Source organism: Paenibacillus koleovorans NBRC 103111 (assembly GCF_004000845.1).
Taxonomy (GTDB): domain Bacteria; phylum Bacillota; class Bacilli; order Paenibacillales; family NBRC-103111; genus Paenibacillus_AA; species Paenibacillus_AA koleovorans.
Map to the genome: position 1 here is coordinate 1 of NZ_BIMA01000108.1, position 23,891 is coordinate 23,891.

A 23,891-nucleotide genomic window follows, 5' to 3' on the forward strand; every position below is an offset into this window, starting at 1 on the left:
TAACACTGCTTACTTCTACAAATGGATTAGAAATATGTCTTACCGCTAACCCTAAAACCCCAGCACAGCGCGGATCTCCTCGCTCGTGCGGCAGGCGAGCACGCGCTCGAACTGATCGCGGCACACCGCCTCGGAGCTCTCGAGCAGCCGGTTCTTGACCGGCAAGATCGAATGCGCCGACATGCTCAGATCGTGCACGCCGAGCCCGAGCCAGATCGGCAGCGCGTTCACGTCGCCCGCGAGCTCACCGCAGACGCCTACTGGGATGCCGTGCCGCTGCGCCGCCTCCACCGTATGCTTCAGCATGCGGATGATGGCGGGGTGGTACGGATTGTACAGGTGGGCGATATGCTCGTTCATGCGGTCGACGGTCAGCACGTACTGGACGAGATCGTTCGTCCCGATGCTGAAGAACTGCACCTCCTGCGCCAGCAGGTCGGCGATCACCGCCGCGGCCGGCACCTCGATCATGATGCCGACGTCGACCTGCTCGCGGAACTCGGCGCCGAGCTCGCGCAGCTCCCGCTTCGCCTGCTCCAGCACCTCGCCCGCGCGGCGCAGCTCCTCCACTGAGGAGATCATCGGGTATAGTATTTTTACATCGCCGTACACACCAGCCCGCAATATCGCCTTCAGCTGCGTCTTGAACAAATCCCTTCGATCCAGCAGAATGCGGATCGCCCGGTAGCCGAGCGCGGGATTGTCCTCCTCCGGCAGCGGCAAATAGTCAAGCAGCTTGTCCCCGCCGATGTCGAGCGTTCGGATAATGAGCGATTTGCCGCCCAGCTTCTCGGTCACCTGACGGTACACCTCGAACTGCTCGTCTTCCTTGGGCAGACTGCTCCGGTCCATATAAAGAAACTCCGTCCGGAACAGACCGACGCCCGATGCACCGTAGCTCAACGCAAGCTCGAGGTCCTTGAACGTACTGATGTTGGCGCCCAGCCTAACTGCCCGACCGTCCTGCGTGATCGGCGGCAAGCCGATGATTTGCTGGAGCTTCTGCCGACGTTCGAGCCATGTGCGCTTTTTCTCGAGATAGTGCTCGACGGTTGGCTCATCCGGCTGAATAAGGACATCGCCTTCATCCCCGTCGATGATGAGCAGCTCGCCCGTCTGCACGGTCGTATCGAAGCCGAATACGAACGGGATGCCCATCGCTCGCGCCATTATTGCCGTATGGGAAGTCGTTCCGCCGAGTGTCGTCACGATGCCCAGCAGCTGTGCCGGATCCAAGTGCGCGAACTGCGAAGGTGTCAACTCTTTGGCCACCAGAATGTAGGGCTGGTCCGCAGGCGGCTGTGACGGCTCCATCGTACCGAGCAGATGCTTCATAAGCCGCGTCCCGACATCCTTGATGTCTAGCGCCCGCTCCTTCATATATTCGTCATCGAGCAAGTCGAACATGTTCACGAATTTGTCGACGACTTCCTTCACCGCGACTTCGGCAGCTTTGTACTGGCGCTGCATAATAGCCGCCACTTCGTTCATGAAGACAGGATCTTCGAGAATCGCGAGATGCGCGTCGAAAATGTTAGACTCCTTCACCCCGAGTACGTCGGCGATGTCGTTTTTGATCGCTTCGATCTCGGTTTTGGACAGCCGGATCCCTTCATGCAGCTTCTCGAATTCGAAGGCGAGATCGCTTACGTCGATGACGTTCTCCGGTACGTCCCATTCCCAGTCCGGGAGGACGAACGCCTTGCCGACCGCAATGCCCGATGCCGCAGCGCTTCCCTTAACCATGCGTCTCCCCGCCCCCTCTCTCGTCCTCTTTCATGATGACCGACATGACCGAAGCTTGCCCTTTCTTGACAGGCTTAAACGGAGCGAACGTCCACGACTTGACTACGTCCATGTTCGTAATGACCATCGGCGTCGCCATGGACTTCGCTTGTTTTTTTACTTTGGCAAGATCGAATTTGATCAGCAGTTGACCGGGGACGACCGGATCGCCGACTTTAACGACCGCCTGGAAGCCTTTGCCCTGCAAATGAGACGTGTCGATGCCGATGTGCAGCAGCACCTCAAGCCCTTCCTCCGTCTTGAGCCCGATCGCATGCATGGAAGGGTACAAGATCATCACCGTTCCCGCTACCGGGGAAACCAACTCCCCGCGCTCCGGATAAAAGGCGACTCCATTGCCGACCAACTTCTGCGCGAATATCGCATCCGGGACCTCTTCAATCGGAATCATATTGCCCTGCACCGGGGCATGGAAATTGACGACGCGAATGTCTTTGTTAAGCGCCTTCACGATTTGATCCCTAATCAGCTCGGAGAACGTGCCGAACACGACCTGCACATTGCCCCCGCCCAACCGGATGACGCCGGCGGCGCCGAGGTGTTTGAGCGCATTCGTATCCAGCAGCTTGTCGTTCGCAAGCGTGAGCCTAAGCCTCGTGATGCAAGCTTCGATCTGGACGATGTTCGCTTTGCCCCCCAGCGCCTGCAAAATGAGCGGTGCCCGGTAGCGAATATCGCCCGCCCACTCTTCGAGCTGCGACCCTTCTTCTCGTCCTGGTGTCGGGATACGGAAGCGGCGGATCGCCCAGCGGAACATAAAGTAATAAACGAGGCCGAACACAATACCGATTGGAATGAGCAGCATGCCGTTAGTAGCCAAATGCTCGTTAATGATAAAGTCGAAGGCCCCCGCCGAGAACGAGAAACCATGGTGAATGTTGAACTCGTACGCCAACCACATCGCGACCCCGGACAACAGGGCATGGACGACGAACAAGTAAGGCGCTACGAATAGGAAAGCGAATTCGATCGGCTCCGTCACGCCGGTCAGGAAGCAAGTAGCCGCGGCCGTCATAAACGTTGCTCGCACCTGCGGCTTCAAATCTTCCCGCGCCTCATGGATGATCGCAAAAGCGATAGCCGGCAGCGCGAACATCATGATCGGGTACAGACCGGCCATAAAAATACCCGCATCGGGATCGCCGGCAAAAAAACGCGGCAAATCGCCGTACAGCACCATACCGTCCTGGAGCGGGTAAGAGCCGACCTGGAACCAGACGACATTGTTCAAAATATGGTGAAGGCCCGACGGGACAAGCAGCCTATAGGCGACCCCGTAAACAAACGTGCCCCATGCGCCGTGCTCCAGTATCCAATTGCCGAACCGGTCCATAACCACTTGCGCCGAAGGCCCGGTCTGAATCGTCACATAGGAAAACAGGATGGAAATAAAGCACATAAACAGCGGCACAAAACGCGGTCCGCCGAAAAATTGAATCGGCTCCGGCAGCGCAATCGTCTTGAACCGGTGATAAGACAGCGCGGCCATCACCCCGATGACGATACCGCCTGCGACTCCCATCTCGAACGATGAGCCGGTAAAATATTGCGTCGAGTTCACGAAGATGAAATAGCCGAGCAATGCCGCTAACCCGGCGATGCCGGCGCTCTGAGTGAGCCCTAGAGCAACGCCGATTGAGAACAGGAAGGGCAAGTATGTAAAAATAGAATTGCCGGAAAAGACGAGAATATCGCCGAACTGCTGCATCCCTAACGCTTTCCAGGGCAAGTTACCCAGGAAAAGCAGGATGGCAGCGGCCGGAAGCGCAATCGTCGGCAGCATAAGCGAGCGGCCGAATTGCTGCAGGTTGCCCATCCAATTCCAATTGAAGTTCATGGGCGGACTCCTTTCTGCTAGACCCCACAAGCTGCTGAACTTATCCGTAACTCCTTGCAAGTCCCAGACAGCCTTCTTACAATGTAATGGCTTCCGCCCGATTTGTCAAAAGGTAGCAGAAAGCCGCCGAAGCATAAGCTTGGGCGGCTTTATAAGCTATCCGGACAGCCGGGTCCGGCTGTTATTGCCCGCCGGGAAATTGCGTTTTATAACCTTGGAACTGCGTTTTCGCCTGCGTCACTTCTTGCTGGTCGGCGGCTTTCATTTTATACCAGCCCTTCTGGAACATCAGGTCGAATAGCTGCGATTGAGTTTGATGTACGTCGTTTAAAATATTTTTGACTACCGCGTGGAGCTGCGGGTTTTGTGCTTCGTTCAACCCTGTATTGTAGCCGTTCGTCAAATATTTCTCATACGACAAAATGTCGTTTAACCAGTCCCGGTCGTTCATCTCAGGACCTTTCACTTGCGGAAGCTGGCCGGTTTGCGGCATTGCAATTGTAGTTGCCATCGATAATTCCTCCCTTAGTGCAATTGGGCGAGCAATTGGTCGTAATGCTGCATGTGCTTTTGTCCGGTTTGGCGAATGGCGGTTTGGATCTGAGGATCCGTGCAAGCCTTCGCCGCATCTTCGCATTTTTTCACGGCAAGCAGCTCCCAGGACAGGAAATCCTTCATGTAATTGAGCTCTTTGTCCGTTAGCAAGCTGCGGTTCGGCGTCGTATTCGCGTTTTGTTGCTGTTGCTGCTGCATTCGATGTTCCCTCCAGATGCCCGGGATATCCGTCCCAAACAAAAAAAGTCCTTGATTTCAGCATCGTACGATCCTAAAATCAAAGCCTTTTTTAGCTTGCTTCAAACCTGCTGCAATTATCGCTGGCTATTTCTGGACATTTCTCAGGACTTATCGCTTAGGCAGCAAAATGGAGTCCTCCACCTTGATGCAGCGGTCCATGATGACGGTGATGCCTTGCTCTGCGACCAATTGGCCTGCTTCTTCGTTCTCAATCCCCAGCTGCAGCCAAAAAGCCTTCGGTTTATGCTTCATTTGGACCGTCTGCTCGGCGATCGGCGGGATGTCCTCGCTGCGGCGGAACACGTTGACAATATCTACGGGCTCTTCGATGTCGAGCAGCGTCGCGTATACTTTTTCCCCAAGAATCGAAGCGGCATTCGGGTTGACCGGGATAATCCGGTAGCCCTTCGCTTGCATCGCTTCAGATACCATGTAAGAAGTACGGTCCGGCTTATCGGACAAACCGACGACGGCGATCGTCTTAGTCTCGATCAGCAATTGTTTGATTTCGTCACGACCAGGATTGGTGAATGCCATATGGGGTACCTTCCCTTCGGATCATTATTTGTAGGAAAGCGCCTGCTTGCCCATCACTTCCCACACTTGGATGAACGCCGCCTTGTTGAGCGGCATGTTCTTACGGCCGCTCAGCGGATCGTTGACATACACATTCGTCTCATCATAGCCTACCAGCAGCACGGCATGCTCCATGAACGTCGTCACGACCGGACCGGAGGCGGTATTCCATTCGACCCACTCGGTCGGCACCTTGTAGTCGATCGTCGTCCAGACGACGGCCGGGATGCCGGCGGCGACTTGACGCTCCAAGGCGTCGAACGTACCGCCCGTCATATCGACGGCGGTCGGAACGTACGCTTGCAGCAGCTCCATTAGCGGACCGTGGTAAATGCCGAAGCCTTTGCCCTTGCCCGTAACCTCACCGACGAAACCGACGTTAGGATTGCCCCAATAGGAGATCCGGTTGTCTTTATAGGCGATTGCCGTCGGATCCTTCTTCATCTCCGGGACAAGCTCCATCTTCGTCTTGGCCACGCCGTAGTAGTTCAAGAGCATGGTCAGGCTCGTGATCTCGCAGCCCGACGGCAGCTCGGGCAATTGCTTCACGACCGGCGCATCCAGCATCGCCGAAGCCGGCTTAACCGGCTCAGGCGTAGGCGTCGGCGCAGGCGGCTCCGGGGTCGGGGTGACGATCTCGTTCGGCTGCGCTTCGACGTGAGGCGGCGAGAACCACTCGACGTCTTTCCCCGTTATTTTGGCATACAACAGCACGCTGAATACGCCGCTCGAGAACAGCAGTCCGGCGATCAGCAGTAGCGTAAACGAGTATTTGGCTATATTCCATACTTGAACCATCGCACATCACTCGTTTTTCAAATATTAGGTTACTTCAGCTCCACCTGGGCGCCGATCGAGCGCAGATGGTCAAAATATTGGGGATACGACTTGGCTACGTGATGAGCATCCTTGATCGTCAGCCCTTGCTTGGAACGTAGGCCGACTACGGTCAACGCCATAATGACGCGGTGGTCGTAATGCGCGTCGATCTCGACGCCGCCTTCCACGCCCTCTGGACGGCCATGAACGATAATCTCGCTCTGACGCTCCTCTACGTTTGCCCCGGCTTTGCGCAGTTCGTTCAAGTAGTCGGTAATCCGGTCGCATTCCTTGTAACGCAGATTCTCTACATTATAGAAGCGGGAAGTGCCTTCGGCGAATACGGCAGCCGCTACCATAGCCAACACGCCGTCGGTGAAGTGGTCGCCGTCGAATTCAACCGCCTTCAACCGGCTGTTGCCCTTCACGTGCACAATGCCGTTCTCATGCGTAAGAGGAACCTGCATCGCCTGTAGCACGTCTACGACGGCGCGTTCGCCTTGTTTGCTGTTCTCCTCGAGACGGAGCAGCCGCACATCCGACTTCGTCACCGCTGCCGCCGCCAGAACCGCCGCAGAGCCCGGATAATCTCCTTGGATCACATAATCTTTGGCCTCATACCTCTGACGTCCCGGAATGCGGTAGTGCATCAGATCGTCCGACGCTTCCACCTGGATGCCCGCTTGGCGCATCACTTCGAGCGTCTGCCCGACGACGACCTTCGACTTCAGATCGTACAGAACTTCGATCTCGCTGTCCTCGTTCAGCAGCGGCGTCATGAAGAGCAGCGAGCTTAGGTATTGCGAGCTCACATTGCCGGAGACGCGGATTTTCCCGCCTCTCGGCTGACCTCCGCGGATCGTGATCGGCAGCCGCCCGTCGTTGTGGTCGACCTGCACGTTCATCGCCTGCAGCGCTTCGATCAGGTCCATATGCGGCCGTTTGCCCAGCGAGTCCGGGTACTTGTTCAAGAACGTCACCTCCGGGCAGAAGGCGGCGACGGACATGAGGAACCGCAGGACGGCGCCGGCATTGCCGACGTCCAATGTGCTGACGGCCTTCGGATGGCGGCCGAAGCCGCGGATGATCATGCGCTGCTCGTTCTCCTCAAGCTCGGCGCCGAGGTCGCGGATGCAGCGGCGCATCGCATCGCTGTCTTCGCTATGTGCCGGGTAGTGAAGCGTGCTTGTACCTTCGGCGAGCGCACCGATCAGCATATAGCGCGTCGTGTAGTTTTTGGAGGATAAAGCGTTAATTTCGCCCTGAAGCGTCTCTGTAGGTTGAACATAAGCTTTCATGAAAGTAAGTCCCTCTCCCTGATTATGATCGGAATTACGATCGGACCCGTTAGCCCAGCCAGAAGAAGACGGCGGCCAAGCCGATGCCCAGTCCGTATGTAAGCAGCAAATAAGCCGTCAGCGCCTTGAATTGGCGAGTCCGGTACAGCCGCAGGCAATCCGCCTTCAATGTGGAGAACGTCGTGAACGCCCCCAGAAAACCGGTTCCGAGCAGCAGCCTCGGCCAATCGGTCCACCCTGCTCCGACCATAGCACCTAGTGCGGCGCTGCCGAGCAGGTTTACAGTCAGTGTACCATATGGAAAACCGTTTTGGAATCGGTGCTGAAACCATCGGAAGATGAAAAAGCGCGCTATAGCTCCGACAAAGCCGCCTGAGGCGATAGCTGTCACATTGATTACGATGCCGCTCATGGCCGCCCCCTGTCTGTTCCCTTATCAGCGACCTTCTCGGAACCGATCGACGTCCTTCGAAGCGCAATCCGTTCCCCAAGCCAAGCAAACAAATACCCGCCTGCGGCGCTAAGCACAATATACGCAATCGCCGCCCCCCAAGCCTGACGGTCGAGCAGCAGCACGGTTTCGGCGCTGAAGGCGGAAAAGGTCGTGTATGAGCCGATCACACCCGTCCCGATTACAGTCCGAAATCGCTCGGAAAGACGCGATCGAGCTAAAGGAGAGTAGAGGAGCCAGGCCAGCCCAAAGCAACCGCTGTAATTGATCAGCAGCGTGGCCAGCGGGAACAGCTCCGTCGTATCGTAGGGGACCAGCAGCAGACCGAAGCCGTATCGCATCAGCGCGCCGACCACGCCGGCCAATCCGATGTAAAGGATGGTCAACCCGTCATCCCTCCCCGCACATTGACTTCCATATGGCATTTCCTATAAGATCGGAATCGACAGCACTTTGCAGCATCCATTAGAAGGAGGACCTCATTAGATGAGCAACGGCTACGAATGGATATCCCCTCAAGAAATTCGCGAACGGCTCGCCAAGAACGAGAAGCTGAATATGATCGATGTGCGCGAGGATGATGAAGTAGCGGCCGGCATGATTCCAGGTGCCAAGCATATCCGGTTGTCGGAAATTCCCGATCGTTACGAAGAAATCGAACAGACAGGTGAGATCATCCTGATCTGCCGCAGCGGCAATCGCAGCGGAAGAGCGTGCCAATACTTGGCGTCGCTAGGTATCCCCGGGCTCAAGAACATGTCCGGAGGCATGCTCGAGTGGGACGATCAGGAGTAAGCGGCCGACTGACTCCTTACTTTTCCTTCATCCGCTGCACGATGAGCTCCACGATTTCTTCTACGGATTTGTCCGACGTATCGATATGCTGATGGGCAAAATCATAGGCATGTCGCCGCGATTCCATCAGCTTCGGCACCGACTCCGCCGCATTTCCCTGGAGCAGAGGCCGATTCGGGTCGTTCTGCACGCGGCTCAGAATCGTCTCCAGGGAAGCGGTTAAAGCAACCACTAACCCAGCATTCAGCATTGCTGCCCGATTCGCTTCCGCCAGCACGGCTCCGCCGCCGGTCGCCACTACAATGCCGCCGCCCTCGTCCAGCGTACCTTTCAACACATCCGTCTCCACTTGCCTGAAGAAAGCTTCTCCCTTGCCCGAGAACAGCTCGGGAATCGAACAGCCTTGATCCGCTTCTATCGCCGCATCGAGATCGATTTTGCGCAGGTCCAGACGCTCCGCCAGCAACTCCGCCACCGTAGATTTGCCCGTCCCCATAAAACCAACCAAAATAATTGTTTGCTCCGGCATTCCGCTCGTCCATCCTTTGTTTTCGACTATCTTACCATGCTCCTACCAGAGTGACAATGAAAAGAAGCTCGTCCGAAGGCTCAACCAAATTTTTACGAATAATTCTGAAAATAAATCGTAATGATGGGAGTATCACCCTTTTTAAAGGAGAGAGATCGAACTATGCAGTCTGCATACTCCGGCCTGCCGTCCAACAACGAGCAAAGGCTGGCGCGCATCCTTAGCCCCGACCATCCGCTGTGCAAAGAAGACGTAGTCTGGGTGCTGGAGTTTATCAAAAAAAAGGTGGCTGATGGAGATCCCCGATTGCTGGATCTGGCTCAGCCACGCTTGCTTCAAAACTTTCAGCATTTTGCCGACGCCTCGCTCATGCTGCTGCAGCGCCGGCCTTGCTGCGGCCAAGAAGCCGACCGCTTCCGCATTAGTTTGCGGGAAGCGGCGTACGGCCTCTATACACCGGGCTCGTCTGGCAGGATGCCTCGGAGCTAGCTTAGTTTTTCATCCACTCGAAGTGGAACGAACCTTCCTTGTCCAATCGCTGGAACGTATGCGCTCCGAAATAATCGCGCTGCGCTTGCAGCAGGTTGGCCGGCAGACGCTCCGTCCGATAGCTGTCATAGTACGCCAACGCCGATGCAAAGCCTGGCGCCGGAATGCCGTTCACCACGGCGGTCGTCACTACGCTTCTCCAAGCATCCTGGTAGTTTTCCACGATTTCTTGGAAGTACGAGTCGAGCAGCAGATTGCGCAGCTCCGGATTGCGGTCGTACGCGTCCTTGATGTTCTGCAGGAACCGGGCGCGGATAATGCAGCCGCCGCGAAAGATCATCGCGATGTTGCCGTATTTCAAATCCCAGCCGTACTCGTCGGAGGCGGCTCGCATTTGGGCGAAGCCTTGGGCATAGGAGCAAATTTTGCTCGCATACAGCGCCTTGCGAACCGCTTCGATGAACGACTGCTTGTCCACCTGCGCTTGTCCGCCAGACGGTCCCTTGAGCAGCTTGCTCGCCGCTACGCGCTCGTCCTTCATCGCCGACAGCATCCGCGAGAACACGGATTCGGTAATGATCGAGAGCGGTACGCCGAGGTCGAGCGCGCTTTGGCTCGTCCATTTGCCGGTACCCTTTTGCCCCGCTTTGTCGAGAATGACATCCACCATCGGTTTGCCCGTTTCCGGATCGGTCTTGGTGAAAATGTCGGCGGTGATCTCGATCAGGTAGCTGTCTAGCTCCCCGTTGTTCCACTCTGCGAATGTCTCGTGCAGCTCTTGTGCAGACAAGCCCAGCACGTCCTTCATCAAGTGGTACGCTTCGCAGATCAGCTGCATGTCGCCGTACTCGATACCGTTATGCACCATCTTCACGTAGTGACCGGCACCGTCCGGACCGATATAAGTACAGCAAGGATCATCGCCGACCTTGGCGGAGATCGCCGTCAGAATCGGCTCCACCAGCTTGTACGCGTCTTCTTGGCCGCCCGGCATAATGGAAGGTCCCTTCAAAGCGCCTTCTTCGCCGCCCGATACGCCGGTACCGATGAAGCGGATGTTGCGAGCGCTCAGCTCTTTGTTGCGGCGCTGGGTATCCGGGAAATAGGCGTTGCCGCCGTCGATCAGAATGTCGCCTTCATCGAGATGAGGCAGCAGTTGCTGAATCGTGTCGTCGGTCGGTTTGCCGGCCATGACCATCAGCAGGATTTTGCGAGGCTTCTCGAGCGACGCCACGAACTCTTCCACGCTATACGTGCCTACAAGGTTTTTACCCTGCGCTTCATTGTTCAGCAAATCCTTCGTTTTCTCCGGGGAGCGGTTGAATACCGATACGGTGAAGCCGCGGCTCTCAATGTTCAGGGCCAAGTTTTTGCCCATGACGGCTAGGCCCACGACGCCGATTTGTTGCTTTGCCATTTCTCCATTCCACCCTTACGTTATCATATGGTATGTGTCTCTCGTTATAATAGCCTAAATCAATGCCGGTGACAAAGACTTTCCTCGGACTAGATCGTCATCGAGCCGAAGCCGCCGTCTACGCGCAGCAAAGTGCCGGTCACGAAGCTGGACGCTTTGTCCGAAGCGAGGTACACCGCCGCGCCTTGCAGCTCCTGCGGGTCGCCGAACCGGTTCATCGGCGTGTGAGTCAAGATCGAAGCCGTACGCTCCGGGGAGAGGATCTTGCGGTTCTGCTCCGCAGGGAAAAAGCCCGGAATAATTGCGTTGACGCGAACGCGGGCAGGCGCAAATTCACGCGCCAGAAACTTGGTCACGCTGTTGACTCCGGCCTTAGACGCCGAGTATGTGAATACCCTGGACAGCGGCGGATCGGACGAGACGGACGAAATGTTGATGATGCTGCCGCCTTCGCCTTGGTCGACCATATGTTTGCCGAAAATTTGGCAGGCGAGCACGACGCCCTTGAGGTTGACGTCCATGATGGAGTCCCATTCCTCCATCGTCAGCTCGAAAAACGGAGTCGGGCTGTTTTTGCCCGGGCAGTTCATGAGCACGTCGACGCGGCCCGTCCAAGCGAGCACTTCGCTCAGGACGCGCTTCAAGTCGTCCCCGCTCGTCGCATCCGCCGAGAATGCCTGCGAGCGAGCGCCTGTGGCTTGCACCTTGGCGACCACTTCCGCACTCTTCTCTGCGTTGCGGCCGACGATCGCGACGTCTGCGCCATAAGCGCCGAGCGCTTCCGCCATAATGCCGCCGAGTGTGCTGTTGCCGCCGATGATGACGGCCGTCTTGCCGGTTAGATCGAATAAGTTCATAGTAAACAGCTCCCTTGGCTATTTGGTCGCTCCGCCGCCGACATGCGCTTGCTGGAAGGTGGCGATCGCGTCGAACTGGTCCTTCAATTGGCGGTACACTTGCATGTAGATGTCCGTCAGCTCGCGGTAAACCGACGTGTTCGCCGGATTCGGCTCGAACCGTGCGCCGCCTTGCACCCACTCGTGAATCGAGGAGAAATCACGGGTCTCGCCGACGGCGAGCAAACCGAGCTGCGCTGCGCCGAGGCCGGAGCTCTCGATCGACGGCGGCACGGTCACAGTCGTGCCGAGCACGTCGGCCATCATGCCGAGCCAGAACGAGGAGCGGGCGAAGCCGCCCGAAGCGCGGATCTCCCGCGTCGGACCGCCGGCTTCCTCGAGGGCGGTCACGACGGAATGAATGCGGTACATGACGCCTTCCATCACCGCGCGAATCATATGCTTCTTCTCATGGAAAAGCGACATGCCGAAGAACGTGCCGCGCGCGTTGGCGTTCCAGTAAGGCGCCCGCTCTCCAGCCAAGAGCGGCAGGAAGATAAGCCCGTCCGATCCCGGCGCTACGGTCTGGGCGATCGAAGTCAAGTAGTCGTACGGATCCATGCCGCGCCGGCGGCCTTCCTCCGCTTCCAGCGTTGCGAGCTGGTCGCGCACCCAGCGGAACATAATACCGCCGTTGTTGATCGCCCCGCCGAGACACCAGAAATCGTCCTTCAGCGCGTAGCAGAACAGCCGGCCCTGCGGGTCGGTAATCGGACGGCTGACGGTGCCGCGCACCGCGCCGCTCGTCCCGATCGACACCGCGTAGATGCCCGGCTCGAAGGCGCCGACGCCAAGATTGGCGAGTACGCCGTCGGACGCGCCGACAACGAACGGCGTCTCCGCCGGAAGCCCGGTGCGCGCTGCGTACTCCGGCGACAGCCCTTGCTCGATATGCGTCGTCGTCACCGGTCGCGACAGCTGCTCGCGGGCGACACCCGCGATCTGCAGCGCCTCGGCATCCCAGTCGAGCGCCTCCAAGTTGAACAACCCGGTTGCGCTCGCGAGAGAATAGTCGATGACATAGTTGCCGAACAGCCTGGCGAAGACGAATTCCTTGATGCCGATGAACTTGTGCGTCCGTCCTACCAGCTCCGGCTCGTATTTATTGAACCACATCAGCTTGAGCAGCGGCGACATCGGGTGGATCGGGGTTCCCGTTTGGCGGTAAATGCGCAAGCCGTCCAGCTCCTGCTTGAGCGTGCGGACGAATTCGACGCTGCGGTTGTCCGCCCAAGTCACACAAGGCGTGAGCGGAGAACCGTCGCGATCGACCGCGATCAGGCTGTGCATCGCCGAGCTGAACGAGACGCAGATCACTTCGCCGCCCGAGATGCCCGCATTGCGGATCACTTCGGCGATGCCGGTGACCGCCGCCTCGAATATCTCGAGCGGGTCTTGCTCCGCCCGGTCCGGCCGCGGCGTGTGCAGCGGGTACTCGATCGCGTTCGAGGCGATCACGCGGCCGTCGCGGTCGATGACGAGCGTCTTCGTGCTCGTCGTCCCTAGGTCGACGGCTACGACGTAACGTTTGGTCAAGCTCATGCGTTCAAGTTCCCTTCGCTGTTAAACTTCAAATCGTACGGCTCGGTCAAGATCTCGATATCCAGGTGGAGCTTCGCTTCCTCCAGCATATTGACGGAAATTTCGATTTCGCCCAGATGCAGCGTATCTTGAATGCGGACGAGCCGGCATTTCGTGTAATCGAGGATGTTGCATGTTTTGACGGCCGCCTTGATCGCGTAGTAGTCGTTCTCGAGCGTCGTAGCGAGCTTGGTCGGCGCACACACCGTCGAGGTGAGGCCGTTCGCGTAGGTGGCCGCCAGGTCGGTCTTGTCCACGAGCCGTTGGGTCGTGAAGTCGGCTGTGCCTACGCCGTTGGCGTTGCCCTTCGTCTCGTACGTCAGATCGAGCACGACCATCTTGGAGACGTCAGGACCGCCGTGGGCATAAGGAGTCGGGTATCGGCCGGTGATGTTCGGATCCATGCCGTCGCCGCTGATGTTTTTGCCGATGTAGTCGATGACGAGCACATCGATTTGGTCGAACAAAATTTGGGGCAGACGGGCTTTCGCTTCTTCCAGCAGCACGACTTCACGAGCTTCGATGTCGGCGGCCGGCAACACTTCGACGATGCATGTCTGATCGAAGGCGTTCTCCACGAGCGCCACGCCGAACAGGATAGGCAGCTTGTCGAGCATAATGCGGGCCATGGCCGGGACGTTCTCGGCCATGTACTTGAAGCCGAGCTGGTGGCACGCCTCGGCGCCCTTCTGCTTGCCAAGGCCGATCGCGATCATCTTCATGATGCCGCTCTCGATCGGACCGCGGAACGCGGTGTGCGGCTTCACCCGGTTAATGACGACGATCGCGTCGGCTTCAGACGCGAGTTTGTCCACATACACCGGCAAGCCGTTCTCGAGCTGATCGATCTCGACAACCTCCATCGAGGAGCGAATCGGCGCGCCGACCGTTTCCTCGGTCACGCCGAGATGGAACAGCACGTCGCGCTGTCCTTCTGCCGTGGCGCCGCCATGGCTACCCATACACGGCACGATGAACGGCACGCCGCCGACGGCAACGATCGCCTCCACGGTAACCCGTGTGAAGTCGGCGATGTTGGCTACCCCGCGGCTGCCGACCGCGACGGCGACCGATTGGCCCGGCTGAATCCGGTCCACGGTGCCGGGCTTGCGCAGCTCCTCGCGCAGCGCGGCGGCATGATCTTCGATGATAGTCCCATCGAACTTCTGACGGATGCGAACCATCTGGGGGATCGGAATGTCCTGAAGCAATGTACGTAAAATGCTCATAAACCTGTTGCCTCCCTATCGTCTAATGTTCCCTTTCCTCTGCCTCACGGCGTCGGAGCCGGTCCTACCGACTCTCGGACGATCAGCTCCGTCGGGACGCGGATCGTCTCGACCGTCTGCCGCCGCTCCGCAAGCGCGCGCAGCAATCCTTCGGCGGCGAGCCGCCCCATCGAGACGACCGGGCGTTTCACCGTCGTGAGCGCCGGCGAGACGAACGCCGAGAAGGCGTTGTCGTCGAAGCCAGCGATCGAGATGTCACCCGGGACGCTCAGCCCACGGCTGCGAGCCGCCTTCATCGCGCCGACCGCCAGCTCGTCGCCGGAGCAGAACACGGCCGTCGGCAGCGGATCGCAGGCGAGCAGCTGCTGCATGCCGATGTAGCCGCTCTCGAGATCAAAGTCGCCGGCGACCTGATACGGCTGCGGCACGTCCAGCCCATGCTTCGCCATCGCGCGCAAATAGCCGTTCTTGCGGTTCTGCGACGACTGGAAGCCGGTCTTCCCCTCGAGAATCGCGATCCGCCGATGTCCGGCGCCGATCAGATGCTCGACTGCGCGGAAGACGCCCGCTTCGTCGTCGGACAGCACGTTCACGACCGGCAGCGGCTCCGCCCGCCGATTGATCACGGCGAGCGGGATACGCTTCTCCCAGACGTAGCGGATGAACGATTCGTCCGCGTGGCTCTGGCTCATGACGATGATGCCGTCGAAGCTCTGCGGCGTGACGGACCCGTAAGCGCCGCCGTAGCTGTCGATCGCATTCACGATCAGATGATACCGGTCCTTGATCACACTCAGCGCTCCAGTGACGGTTTCATGAAAAAAACCGGACGTCGTGCCCTTGTCGAGCGTGGAGAAGAACAGCCCGACATGGAACGAGCGGGCGAGCACAAGGCTCTTCGCGTTGAAATTCGGCGTGTAGTTCACGCTCGCCGCAATTTCGCGGATGCGCTGCTTCGTACCCTCCGGAATGAGCGGACTGTCGTTCAGCGCCCGCGAGACGGTCGTGTGCGAGACGCCGGCCAGCTTGGCAATATCTTTTATTGTCACCATAGGTATGACCACCTGCCTCTAACGCTTCGATCATAGCATACGATGCACACGTTAACAAGAACTGAATCCGTCTAAATAACATCGTAAAAACGGCACATAAAAACGCCCGCCGTCTCCTCTTCGGGACAGGGGCGCTCAAGTTGGCGTCAAGCTTCCTTTCCAAGTCATACCCTTGCTTACAGCTCCAGCTGGAGCATCTCCTCGCGAAGCGTCGCGAGCCGCGTTTTGCTTGCTGATACCGCTTCCTCCTCGCCGGCCGTAATCGCTTCGTGCAGAACGGCCAGCTCGTAATCGAGCTCCAGGCGGACCACCGCCGCGCGTTCGACCGCACGCTTCGATTTGAAAGCCTGAATGACTTCGTCCACCGTGACCACCGGATCTTTCTGGAACAGTACCTTGTGCTCCACGCCGGAAATCTCCACCATGCGGATAATTTCCCCGAACATGATGTTCTCGATCAGAATTTGCCGATCCTTGAACCGCTTCACAATCGCATGTCCTCGCGTATCCCCGATCATTTTCTCCATCAGCTCCGCCAGCTTCTCGTCCTTGAACGAATAGTCGCCTACGATCTTATAGCGGTCGCCGAGACGCTGGAAACGCAGCTTGATCAGCTTGCGTCCCGAACGGATGGAGATGATAAACTGCTGCTCGTTCTCGTTCCAGTACAGGGAGTACCCTACTTGTATCAACGCCTTGATGAAATTGCGGATTTGCCGGCGATCAAAACGCAACTCCAGGTTGCAATACTCCACCTCATAACTCTTGTTCACGGCAATCCCTCCCCTTGAATCAACTTGCAGCGCATAAGAAACGATTTCTGAATGCTCTGTTCAGCGCACGGCCCCACCAACGGAAAAGATGGGTTTTTTGACAGAATGTTCAGACAACTTTGTTTCTTACCATTATCTTATTATGAATCTTATGTTTTAGCAACTTGGATTATTGATTATTTTTTGCCGGACAAATGGGAAATTCTTAATAAAAAAAGCCCGACTCGTCAGCCTTTGCAGGCTTCCGTCGCCGAGCCGGGCGATAGTGGAGATAGAATGCTAGACGCTTGTTTGGGAGCCCGACTTAAACCCGGCGAAATCCGGTCAGCGGCAATCGGAACGTAATCGTTACCCCTGCTCCCGCACTCGTCTTGACGTCAAGACCGGTGCCGTACATCGTACGGAGGCGGCGCTCGATATTGACCAGCCCGACTCCATGACCGGGACCACCGATGAGCAGCATGGGCAGCTGCTCGGGCGTTATGCCGGGACCGTTGTCCGCCACTTCGACGATGAGCTCCTCCGCCTCCTGCCACACCGACAGCCGCACCGTGCCTCCGTCGGGTTGCTTCGTCACCCCGTGACGCACCGCGTTCTCGACGATCGGCTGAATGGTGAGCGGCGGGATCAGTCCGTGTAGCGGCTCGTCAATATCGCGAATGATGATGAGCCGGTCGCCGAATCGGGCTTGCTCGATGAACAAATACGAGTCGACGAGCTCCAGCTCGCTGGCGATCGGAACGAGCCGCTCGCGGTTCTGGAAGTCGAAGCTGCCGCGTAAGTAGCCGCTCAGCTCGCGCAGCAGCTCCTGGGCCTTCTCCACGTCAGTCAAGCTTACGGCGATGATCGTATTCAGCGTATTGTACAGAAAATGCGGCTTGATCTGAGCCTGAAGGAACGCCATCTCCGTCCGCACCTTCTCGTTCGCCGATCGTTTCATCTCGATCAAGGTGCGGATCCTGGCCCGCAGCTCCCCGGCGTCGACGGGTTTCCCCAGGAAGTCGTTCACGCCTGCGTCGAAGCCTGCCAGCATATCCTCCGGCCAGCTGCGTGCGGTCAGCATGACGATCGGCAGCTCGGTCAGCGAGAAACGTTCCCGGACGAGACGGGTCAGCTCATAACCGTTCATGCCCGGCATCATCATGTCCAGGATGATCAAGTCGATCGAGATCGTGCGCTCGGCGATTTCCTGCAGCGCCTCCGCCGCGCTGGCTGCGGCAATGACCGCATAATTGTCTACGGACAGCAGGTTGATCAACACTTGCCGGTTGGCAGCATCGTCGTCTACGACGAGCACGGTCGCGCTGCTTTCTGCCGACGCTTCGATGCGCTGCTGGTAGCGAGGCGGCACCTCCACTTGCCTCAGCACCTCGGAGGAAGAAGCAAGCCCGGCTTGCTCTTGCTGTTGCGTTGGCGGCGTCAGCTCAGCCGGCATTGCAAAGCTGAATATGGAGCCTTCTCCTTCGACCGACTGCACTTGAATCGAACCGCCGTGCAGCTCCACGAGCCGCTTCGTGATCGTAAGTCCGAGTCCGGTTCCGCCGTATTGGCGAGGAATATCGGCGTTCGCTTGCTCATACGGCTCGAAGATGGCGGCCAGCTTGTCCGATGCGATCCCTATGCCCGTATCTTGGACGGAAATCTGGATCCAATCCCCCGTCTTCCGCGCGGTGATGCCGATCTCTCCTTGATCGGTGAACTTGATCGCGTTGCCGATCAGATTGTACAGGACTTGCATCAACCGGTCTTCGTCCGCCCTGACACCCAGACATTCCGGTACTTCATTGCGGAGCCGGATCGGCTTGGAGCCCGCCGTAAGCAGCATCACCTCGAGAACCGCTTGGACAACGGGGCGAAGCTCGACCGGCTTCGGCATGAGCCTGACTTCGTTGTTCTTGAGCTTCGCCATATCCAGAATATCGTTCAACAGATGCGACAGCCGTTTGCCCGTCGAGACGATCAGGGACATGTTGCTCGACTGCTGGGGGTTCAACGATCCGGCCGCTCCTTCCATGAGCGATTGCGCGATGTTGATTACTCCATGCAGCGGCGTGCGCATCTCGTGCGACGTCTGAGCGAGAAATTCATCCTTCATCCGGTCTGCGGCGAGCAGCCGTTCCGACAAATTTTCTACCGTGCGGAAAGAGTCGGTAAATCTTTTGGACAAGATCAATACCTGTGACAGCAAAAACATCAAAATGCTGAGCGGCATCGCAAATTCGGATATCCGCATGCCTTGAACGACCATATACAGAACGACCAGAATCATAAAGACCGAGATTATAAGGCTGATTAGTAACAAATTGTCGTCTCTGCGGTTCGCCTTCGTTTTGGAAAGCAGAACGTACAAAAAATAGACCAGCATCAGAACCAGCAGCGAATACAGCCATTCGAATCGGGAGTAGACGCGTGCCGGGCAAATCAGGACGAGCAGAAACCAGGTGAAGTAAACCCGGTCCACGAAGCTGATGATCTTCCGGGGAATACGGTCGACGAACGACGATTGCGTATACTTCAGCAAAAAAAACATCGAGCAGGCGCCGCTGCCGAATTGCAGCTTGGCGAACAGCTCATAGGGGATCGACGGGAGCATGATGCCGAGCAGCTTCTCGCCTTGCACGAGCATGTACAAACAGCCGGTAACGGTGAACAAGCCGAAGAACAGCCACAATTTCTCTTGTGGGCGCATGCTGTACAGCACCATGAAGTACATGCCGAACAGAAAGACGCCGATGCTGACGATCGCATCCAGCACAAGAGATCGCGTATACTTGGTCATCAGCAAGTTGGTGTCACCGAGTTGAATCGGATGCGTCATGCCGCCCTTATAGAACCGGTAGTTGGCGACTTGCACGACAATATCCAGCTCGTCGCCGCCAGAGGTGAACGCTCGCGCATAGGGCACGTTCCACGTCTTCGTATCCCCTCGGCTCGTCCCCGGATTGCCGGATCGGCCGATCTCATGACCGTCGATGATCAGCTTGTGTGCGGACTTGATATTCACAGTGCGAACCGCGAGTGTCTCGGCTCCAGGCGGGAGCAGCACTTTCAAGCGATAGGTCGCATTCCCATACTTCGGGAAACGGTGACCGTCCACTTGATAATGATCCCATCTCGCCGGCACTTCGACCCACTGAGTATGTTCCGTGCCGGCAGCCTGCTCAAGATCGGTATTCAGACCCGGGGAGAACGCCCAAGTTCCCCTAAGCGCAACGGTACCGTCTCGCTTGAAGTCCCACCCGCGCAAATCCAGCACACCTCGCTCGGCTCTGATCGTCTGGGCGTCGGTCCCCATATTGGTCAGCAATTGGATGCCTGTGAGCACCAGCAGCACAATCATTCCGAGGATGGCCAATGTGCGTATTCGATTCCGTCCCATCACTCGGAGCATCTGCTTCCAATCCCTTCCCCCATGAAGATGATCCTTTTTTCCGAAGATTTGGCACTTCCCGCCCGCTTTATCATAAGATATTCTTATCGAAACGATATGCTTTTCTAATAATGGAGGCTAAAAACGATGGATGCCTTATCCGACTGTATCGGCGCTCATGTGATTTCCTTGCAGCACCCTACCTGTGAACAATTGAAAACGAAATTGGCGGAGCTTCGCGTATTTGCGCCGCATCTGCTGCAGGATCTGCCAGAGCCGGAGGAGCTGGCTTATGGCAGGCGGGTTCTGTACCGAAATGAGCATGTGGAAGCGATTCTGGTCCATCTGCCTCCGGGTGGCGAAACATTGCTGCATGATCACGGGCAGTCGATATGCACGGCTATCGTGCTTGAAGGACGGCTTCTCAACGAATGTTATGAGCCCCAAGCCGACGCATCGTTTACGTTGTTTGCCTCTCAGCCGATCGAAGCTGACGGATATCTGGTATCCGTTCCCGACGACTTTCATCGAATGAGCAATCCGTTTCACGATCGCGCGGTTTCGCTGCACCTGTATGCTCCGCCGTTATCCGGCGTTCGGTCCTATCGTTAAGGGACTTTCTTTTCACTCGTTGGACAAAATCGTTTGATTCATACCCGATACGCTATAGTAATCGTTCGTGACCGGTGTCAATCTCAGCGTATACGTGGCGTACCGTTTGTCCGGATTTTGCGCCAGCACGAAGAACTCGTTCTCCGCAACCGCCTGGACGGAAAACACGACGTAGTGGGTCGCGAAGTACCGCTCGATCGCCTGCTTCTGGAACATGTTGGCGAACCCGGTGTAAATCGGATCCTTCCTCAAGTCCATTGTCACTTGCCCGCCCCATTTGGCTACGACTTGATCGACTTGGACATACGTGTCCTTCGTGTACGACTCCGTGTATAGCGTTACGCCCGACAAATCAAGCGGCATCTGCAGCAGATCGGACCAGCGCATATAGGCTCCACCCGACTGTTCGAATGAAGCGAGCACCGGGTATTTTACATTTTGATAAATGAGCTCATACTTGACCAGTGTCCTGAGCTTCATTTCCTTGCCTATGCCTGTCCCCGGATTCGGGCCTGGACCGCCTGACGTTGCCGCCGGCACGACCAGGATCGATTTCGTCGCTTCGTCCCAGCCGATATTGGCTCCTAGCAGCGTGCCCAAGCTTTTTATCGGCAAGTAGCCGCGGTCATTATAGATGAGCGGGGGTAGACCATCCTCCAAAGCTACGGCTTGCCCATTTACTTTGATCGTAAAATCCGGACGCAGGTACGCCTCTACCTTGATCAGCGCATCCTCCGCATATGCCCCCGCCGCGAAGCACCCCCCCATCGCCAACGCCAGCGCCATGCTTTTCCCTGCCCGCCATTTCCTCATCGGCTCGTACTCTCCTTCTATCGTCCTGGTGCGCGAATCTTCCAGCTTTTGCTTTCTCGCGCGATTTGTCTCCCATTATAGCTTATCGCCTCGTCCCGCGTACAGAGCGGGTTTGCATGCACGCAGATTGCCAACCTCCTGAAAATCGTGTACCGTAATAGTCACTTGGATTTGCAGGTCGACTAGGAGGAAATGAGAACGATGGCATCGATGCCTACCTTTCAATCGCAAGATTTCGATGTATTCACCATCCCGGGCCTCGAGCCCCGTATGAAGGCGTTGATCGAACGCGTACGCCCGAAGCTTCACCAGATCGGCGATTCGCTGGTCCCTTGGCTGTCCGCCGCCTGCGGCGAGCCGATGTTCCCCCATGTGGCCAAACATGCTCGCCGATCGGTTCATCCGCCTCAGGATACTTGGGTCGCCTGGTCCAGCAGCAAAAGAGGCTACAAGGCGCTCCCTCATTTTCAACTAGGTTTGTGGTCGACGCATCTGTTCATCCAGTTCGCCATCATCTACGAATGCGACCGTAAAGTGGCGTTCGCCGAACACGCCATCGATCAGTTGGCTGACATCCGCAAACGCATCCCGGACGGCTACTTCTGGTCGGGCGATCATATGGATCCGTCTTTTACGCTCGGTCGGGACTTGTCGGACGAGCAGCTGAAGGCGCTTCTGGAAAGGCTGCGTACAGTGAAAAAGGCAGAGCTGCTGTGCGGCATCGAACTGAAACGGGACGACGCCCGACTGAACGATCCGAAGGCGCTGGAGGGTTTGCTGGAGTCAACGTTCGAGACGGTTATGCCGCTGTACCGAATGGCGCTCTGAGGGCGCTTCGGAACGGATTGGGAAGATCGCCTATATTTGGGATGAAAGCTGCGCATACTACAGGTGAGCTTTCCCATTCCCATGAAAAGGCGGTGCCATCTCCATGAACAAGTGGACCCTACGATTGTTAACACTCGCGGCTGCGATCGGGCTTAGCCTGACCGTTCCGGCGATGGTCGCTTCGGCTTCCGTTGCCGCCTCCGCATCCGCAGCGTGGAACGTTACCGCTGCTGCCGACTCCATCCTGCAGCCCGACGCGGCGGAAGGACAAGTCCAACCGGACTCAGACGCCGATTCCGATATCGATCCGGCCAAGCGCAAGCATGCGCGCATGCATCATCACGCCATGAAGCTGATCACGGACGCGGCGGGCATTATCGGAATTGCGCCGGATGCGCTCAAGAAAGAGCTGAAGGCCGGCAAGAGCATTGTCGAAGTCGCGAAGGCGAAAGGCATCGAGGAAACGGATCTGACGAGCAAGCTGCTGGCCGACCGGATGAAAAAAATCGACGAAGCGGTTCAGTCCGGCAAATGGACGGCCGAAAAAGCCGAGAAGATGAAGCAGCATTTGCCGGATCATCTGAAGCATATGTTGAACCACAAGGGGTTCCACAAAAGCCGGGATTCGGAGAAAAAAGAGTAGTTTAGTGCGAAAAAACGCCGCCCGATGGAGGGCGGCGTTTTTGTATGCCGTCATGAACTCGCAGCCAGCCGTCTAGTGTAGGGAGTCGACCCCGCTTGGCTGCCGGCTGCTCTCAGCCAGCCGCTCTAGCACAAGTTGGGTCAGATCGAGCACCCGACAGCTGTATGCCCACTCATTATCGTACCACGCCAACACTTTGATCTGTTGGCCGCTTGCCGAGACGGATAAACCGTCAATCCAGGCGGACCGCGTCGTTCCGGTGAAGTCGACGGACACTAGCGGCTCCTCCGTATAGCCGATATATCGGGACAGCGGGCCTGCCGCCGCTAGCTTGAACGCAGCTTTTACTTCTTCCACTGTCGCTTGACATTCCGTCTCCACGGTCAGGTCGATTAACGACACATTCGGTGTCGGCACTCGAATCGAGATGCCTTGCACATGAGGAGCCAGATGAGGAAGTACATCCGTCAGCGCTTTGCCTGCACCGGTCGTCGTCGGGACGATCGATTGGGCGCAAGCTCTTGCCCGCCTCAAGTCGCTATGCGGGTTGTCCAGATGGTTCTGATCGTTCGTATAAGAATGGATCGTCGTCATCCAGCCCTGCTTCACTAGGAAGCTCTCATCGAGAATATGCAGTACCGGTGCCAAGCAATTCGTCGTGCAAGACGCCGCGGACAGCAGCCGATGGCTATCCGGGTCATAGTTGGCGTCGTTCACGCCCATGACAACCGTCAAATCCATTTGCTTGCCGGGAGCCGTTAAGATGACTGTTTTTGCTCCACCCTGCAGATGCCTGCTCGCTCCAACACGATCATTGAATTTCCCCGTCGCGTCCAACACAACCTCCACGCCCGCTTCCGCCCACGGGATCCGCTCCGGCTCCCGCTCGCCGAATAGTCGAATGGCATGTCCGTTAATGACGAGCTGACCGTCTTTTACTAGGATAGCAGCGTCCCAAACGCCATGCACGCTGTCATACTTCAGCAAATGCGCAATCGTCTCCGCAGGGTGAATGATGTTGATCGCCTTGATCTGTTCCCCGAGCAGTCGCCCCTCCTTGAGCACCGTTTCCGTATCTGTCGAGAACGCTCTGCGCAGCAACAACCTCCCGATTCTCCCCATGCCGCTAATTCCGATTACCGTCATTTCCATATCCTCCCCATTAAATCACTATATAATATATACCATATAATTATTTATGACACAATATATAAATAACACAGGAGTTTTCATGTTATTTAGTGTGTATTATTTTTGTTTACTGCCCTTGATTGCAGTTGGG

At 57.1% G+C, this 23,891-nt stretch carries 24 protein-coding genes; 5 read left to right on the plus strand and 19 right to left on the minus strand.

All coding sequences use genetic code 11. The features are described 5' to 3' along the window. Positions 1 to 51: 51 nt before the first annotated feature. The 9 genes from ptsP to crcB all read right to left on the minus strand — a co-directional run bounded on the left by ptsP (position 52) and on the right by crcB (position 7,968). Positions 52 to 1,746, minus strand: a complete 1,695-nt coding sequence (gene ptsP / locus PKO02S_RS25660) for a phosphoenolpyruvate--protein phosphotransferase (protein WP_127587588.1) — start codon at positions 1,744 to 1,746, stop codon at positions 52 to 54. Then, on the minus strand, positions 1,739 to 3,643 hold the full coding sequence (locus PKO02S_RS25665; protein WP_246067406.1) for a glucose PTS transporter subunit IIA: 1,905 nt from the start codon (positions 3,641 to 3,643) through the stop codon (positions 1,739 to 1,741). The genes ptsP and PKO02S_RS25665 overlap by 8 nt, the downstream gene beginning before the upstream one ends. Before the next feature lie 181 nt (positions 3,644 to 3,824). Then, positions 3,825 to 4,154 carry a spore coat protein gene (locus PKO02S_RS25670; protein ID WP_127587590.1) on the minus strand — a complete coding sequence of 110 codons (330 nt, stop codon included), beginning with the start codon at positions 4,152 to 4,154 and terminating at the stop codon, positions 3,825 to 3,827. 14 nt (positions 4,155 to 4,168) lie between these two features. Then, a complete protein-coding gene (locus PKO02S_RS25675) occupies positions 4,169 to 4,396 on the minus strand; it encodes a hypothetical protein (protein WP_127587592.1) in 228 nt (75 codons plus the stop codon). A 150-nt stretch (positions 4,397 to 4,546) separates the two neighbouring features. Then, on the minus strand, positions 4,547 to 4,975 hold the full coding sequence (locus tag PKO02S_RS25680) for a CoA-binding protein (protein WP_127587594.1): 429 nt from the start codon (positions 4,973 to 4,975) through the stop codon (positions 4,547 to 4,549). 24 nt (positions 4,976 to 4,999) lie between these two features. Beyond that, positions 5,000 to 5,812, minus strand: a complete 813-nt coding sequence (locus PKO02S_RS25685; RefSeq protein ID WP_127587596.1) for a C39 family peptidase — start codon at positions 5,810 to 5,812, stop codon at positions 5,000 to 5,002. Between the two features lie 29 nt (positions 5,813 to 5,841). Further along, positions 5,842 to 7,131, minus strand: a complete 1,290-nt coding sequence (aroA, locus tag PKO02S_RS25690; RefSeq protein ID WP_127587598.1) for a 3-phosphoshikimate 1-carboxyvinyltransferase — start codon at positions 7,129 to 7,131, stop codon at positions 5,842 to 5,844. 49 nt (positions 7,132 to 7,180) lie between these two features. After that, positions 7,181 to 7,543, minus strand: coding sequence for a fluoride efflux transporter FluC (locus PKO02S_RS25695; RefSeq protein WP_127587600.1), 363 nt, complete (start codon positions 7,541 to 7,543; stop codon positions 7,181 to 7,183). Further along, on the minus strand, positions 7,540 to 7,968 hold the full coding sequence (gene crcB, locus PKO02S_RS25700) for a fluoride efflux transporter CrcB (RefSeq protein WP_246067413.1): 429 nt from the start codon (positions 7,966 to 7,968) through the stop codon (positions 7,540 to 7,542). The genes PKO02S_RS25695 and crcB overlap by 4 nt, the downstream gene beginning before the upstream one ends. Positions 7,969 to 8,068: 100 nt before the next feature. On the opposite strand from crcB, the gene PKO02S_RS25705 reads away from it, so the two are divergent. Next, a complete protein-coding gene (locus PKO02S_RS25705; RefSeq protein WP_127587605.1) occupies positions 8,069 to 8,377 on the plus strand; it encodes a rhodanese-like domain-containing protein in 309 nt (102 codons plus the stop codon). A 16-nt stretch (positions 8,378 to 8,393) separates the two neighbouring features. On the opposite strand, the gene PKO02S_RS25710 is transcribed toward PKO02S_RS25705, so the two are convergent. Continuing rightward, complete coding sequence (locus tag PKO02S_RS25710) at positions 8,394 to 8,906, minus strand: shikimate kinase (RefSeq protein ID WP_127587607.1); 513 nt, start codon at positions 8,904 to 8,906, stop codon at positions 8,394 to 8,396. A gap of 162 nt (positions 8,907 to 9,068) precedes the next feature. Between PKO02S_RS25710 and PKO02S_RS25715 the strand changes: the two genes are divergently transcribed. Next, a complete protein-coding gene (locus PKO02S_RS25715) occupies positions 9,069 to 9,395 on the plus strand; it encodes a hypothetical protein (protein WP_127587609.1) in 327 nt (108 codons plus the stop codon). Position 9,396: 1 nt separating this feature from the next. Here the strand turns inward: PKO02S_RS25715 and gnd are convergent, their stop codons facing one another. From gnd to PKO02S_RS25750, 7 genes are all read right to left on the minus strand, one after another. Next, a complete protein-coding gene (gnd, locus tag PKO02S_RS25720) occupies positions 9,397 to 10,812 on the minus strand; it encodes an NADP-dependent phosphogluconate dehydrogenase (RefSeq protein WP_127587611.1) in 1,416 nt (471 codons plus the stop codon). Positions 10,813 to 10,901: 89 nt separating this feature from the next. Next, a complete protein-coding gene (locus PKO02S_RS25725; RefSeq protein ID WP_127587613.1) occupies positions 10,902 to 11,669 on the minus strand; it encodes an SDR family oxidoreductase in 768 nt (255 codons plus the stop codon). A gap of 18 nt (positions 11,670 to 11,687) precedes the next feature. Further along, positions 11,688 to 13,250 (minus strand): gluconokinase, encoded by a 1,563-nt coding sequence (locus PKO02S_RS25730; protein ID WP_127587615.1) that lies wholly within the window; start codon positions 13,248 to 13,250, stop codon positions 11,688 to 11,690. After that, a complete protein-coding gene (locus PKO02S_RS25735; protein WP_127587617.1) occupies positions 13,247 to 14,518 on the minus strand; it encodes a nickel pincer cofactor-dependent isomerase, group 22 in 1,272 nt (423 codons plus the stop codon). The genes PKO02S_RS25730 and PKO02S_RS25735 overlap by 4 nt, the downstream gene beginning before the upstream one ends. 44 nt (positions 14,519 to 14,562) lie before the next feature. Beyond that, the gene (locus PKO02S_RS25740) at positions 14,563 to 15,570 is read right to left on the minus strand and encodes a LacI family DNA-binding transcriptional regulator (protein ID WP_127587619.1); all 1,008 of its coding nucleotides are present in this window, start codon (positions 15,568 to 15,570) and stop codon (positions 14,563 to 14,565) included. Between the two features lie 176 nt (positions 15,571 to 15,746). Continuing rightward, entirely contained in the window at positions 15,747 to 16,343 is a 597-nt protein-coding gene (locus PKO02S_RS25745) for a YkzI domain-containing protein (RefSeq protein ID WP_127587621.1), read from the minus strand. A 304-nt stretch (positions 16,344 to 16,647) separates the two neighbouring features. Further along, positions 16,648 to 19,722, minus strand: coding sequence for a hybrid sensor histidine kinase/response regulator (locus PKO02S_RS25750; RefSeq protein WP_164821688.1), 3,075 nt, complete (start codon positions 19,720 to 19,722; stop codon positions 16,648 to 16,650). Between the two features lie 138 nt (positions 19,723 to 19,860). Between PKO02S_RS25750 and PKO02S_RS25755 the strand changes: the two genes are divergently transcribed. After that, entirely contained in the window at positions 19,861 to 20,325 is a 465-nt protein-coding gene (locus PKO02S_RS25755; protein ID WP_127587625.1) for a cysteine dioxygenase, read from the plus strand. 12 nt (positions 20,326 to 20,337) lie between these two features. Here PKO02S_RS25755 and PKO02S_RS25760 read toward each other — a convergent pair whose 3' ends face one another. Next, complete coding sequence (locus PKO02S_RS25760; protein ID WP_127587627.1) at positions 20,338 to 21,138, minus strand: stalk domain-containing protein; 801 nt, start codon at positions 21,136 to 21,138, stop codon at positions 20,338 to 20,340. A gap of 201 nt (positions 21,139 to 21,339) precedes the next feature. Between PKO02S_RS25760 and PKO02S_RS25765 the strand changes: the two genes are divergently transcribed. Both PKO02S_RS25765 and PKO02S_RS25770 read left to right on the plus strand, forming a co-directional pair. Further along, positions 21,340 to 21,966, plus strand: coding sequence for a YktB family protein (locus PKO02S_RS25765; protein ID WP_246067415.1), 627 nt, complete (start codon positions 21,340 to 21,342; stop codon positions 21,964 to 21,966). A 103-nt stretch (positions 21,967 to 22,069) separates the two neighbouring features. Further along, a complete protein-coding gene (locus PKO02S_RS25770) occupies positions 22,070 to 22,609 on the plus strand; it encodes a hypothetical protein (RefSeq protein WP_127587629.1) in 540 nt (179 codons plus the stop codon). 72 nt (positions 22,610 to 22,681) lie between these two features. On the opposite strand, the gene gap is transcribed toward PKO02S_RS25770, so the two are convergent. Then, the gene (gene gap, locus PKO02S_RS25775; RefSeq protein ID WP_373865246.1) at positions 22,682 to 23,755 is read right to left on the minus strand and encodes a type I glyceraldehyde-3-phosphate dehydrogenase; all 1,074 of its coding nucleotides are present in this window, start codon (positions 23,753 to 23,755) and stop codon (positions 22,682 to 22,684) included. Positions 23,756 to 23,891 lie beyond the last annotated feature (136 nt).

Bases quoted from the DNA above. Each gene is read 5' to 3' on its own strand.
- PKO02S_RS25735 (WP_127587617.1), bottom strand. From the start codon at position 14,518: ATGAGCATTTTACGTACATTGCTTCAGGACATTCCGATCCCCCAGATG.
- PKO02S_RS25760 (WP_127587627.1), bottom strand. From the start codon at position 21,138: ATGAGGAAATGGCGGGCAGGGAAAAGCATGGCGCTGGCGTTGGCGATG.
- PKO02S_RS25730 (WP_127587615.1), bottom strand. From the start codon at position 13,250: ATGAGCTTGACCAAACGTTACGTCGTAGCCGTCGACCTAGGGACGACG.
- gnd (WP_127587611.1), bottom strand. From the start codon at position 10,812: ATGGCAAAGCAACAAATCGGCGTCGTGGGCCTAGCCGTCATGGGCAAA.
- PKO02S_RS25715 (WP_127587609.1), top strand. From the start codon at position 9,069: ATGCAGTCTGCATACTCCGGCCTGCCGTCCAACAACGAGCAAAGGCTG.
- PKO02S_RS25665 (WP_246067406.1), bottom strand. From the start codon at position 3,643: ATGAACTTCAATTGGAATTGGATGGGCAACCTGCAGCAATTCGGCCGC.
- ptsP (WP_127587588.1), bottom strand. From the start codon at position 1,746: ATGGTTAAGGGAAGCGCTGCGGCATCGGGCATTGCGGTCGGCAAGGCG.
- PKO02S_RS25695 (WP_127587600.1), bottom strand. From the start codon at position 7,543: ATGAGCGGCATCGTAATCAATGTGACAGCTATCGCCTCAGGCGGCTTT.
- PKO02S_RS25670 (WP_127587590.1), bottom strand. From the start codon at position 4,154: ATGGCAACTACAATTGCAATGCCGCAAACCGGCCAGCTTCCGCAAGTG.
- PKO02S_RS25685 (WP_127587596.1), bottom strand. From the start codon at position 5,812: ATGGTTCAAGTATGGAATATAGCCAAATACTCGTTTACGCTACTGCTG.
- PKO02S_RS25755 (WP_127587625.1), top strand. From the start codon at position 19,861: ATGGATGCCTTATCCGACTGTATCGGCGCTCATGTGATTTCCTTGCAG.
- PKO02S_RS25705 (WP_127587605.1), top strand. From the start codon at position 8,069: ATGAGCAACGGCTACGAATGGATATCCCCTCAAGAAATTCGCGAACGG.
- PKO02S_RS25740 (WP_127587619.1), bottom strand. From the start codon at position 15,570: ATGGTGACAATAAAAGATATTGCCAAGCTGGCCGGCGTCTCGCACACG.
- aroA (WP_127587598.1), bottom strand. From the start codon at position 7,131: ATGAAAGCTTATGTTCAACCTACAGAGACGCTTCAGGGCGAAATTAAC.
- PKO02S_RS25765 (WP_246067415.1), top strand. From the start codon at position 21,340: ATGGCATCGATGCCTACCTTTCAATCGCAAGATTTCGATGTATTCACC.
- PKO02S_RS25725 (WP_127587613.1), bottom strand. From the start codon at position 11,669: ATGAACTTATTCGATCTAACCGGCAAGACGGCCGTCATCATCGGCGGC.
- PKO02S_RS25680 (WP_127587594.1), bottom strand. From the start codon at position 4,975: ATGGCATTCACCAATCCTGGTCGTGACGAAATCAAACAATTGCTGATC.
- gap (WP_373865246.1), bottom strand. From the start codon at position 23,755: ATGACGGTAATCGGAATTAGCGGCATGGGGAGAATCGGGAGGTTGTTG.
- PKO02S_RS25750 (WP_164821688.1), bottom strand. From the start codon at position 19,722: ATGGGACGGAATCGAATACGCACATTGGCCATCCTCGGAATGATTGTG.
- PKO02S_RS25675 (WP_127587592.1), bottom strand. From the start codon at position 4,396: ATGCAGCAGCAACAGCAACAAAACGCGAATACGACGCCGAACCGCAGC.
- PKO02S_RS25770 (WP_127587629.1), top strand. From the start codon at position 22,070: ATGAACAAGTGGACCCTACGATTGTTAACACTCGCGGCTGCGATCGGG.
- PKO02S_RS25710 (WP_127587607.1), bottom strand. From the start codon at position 8,906: ATGCCGGAGCAAACAATTATTTTGGTTGGTTTTATGGGGACGGGCAAA.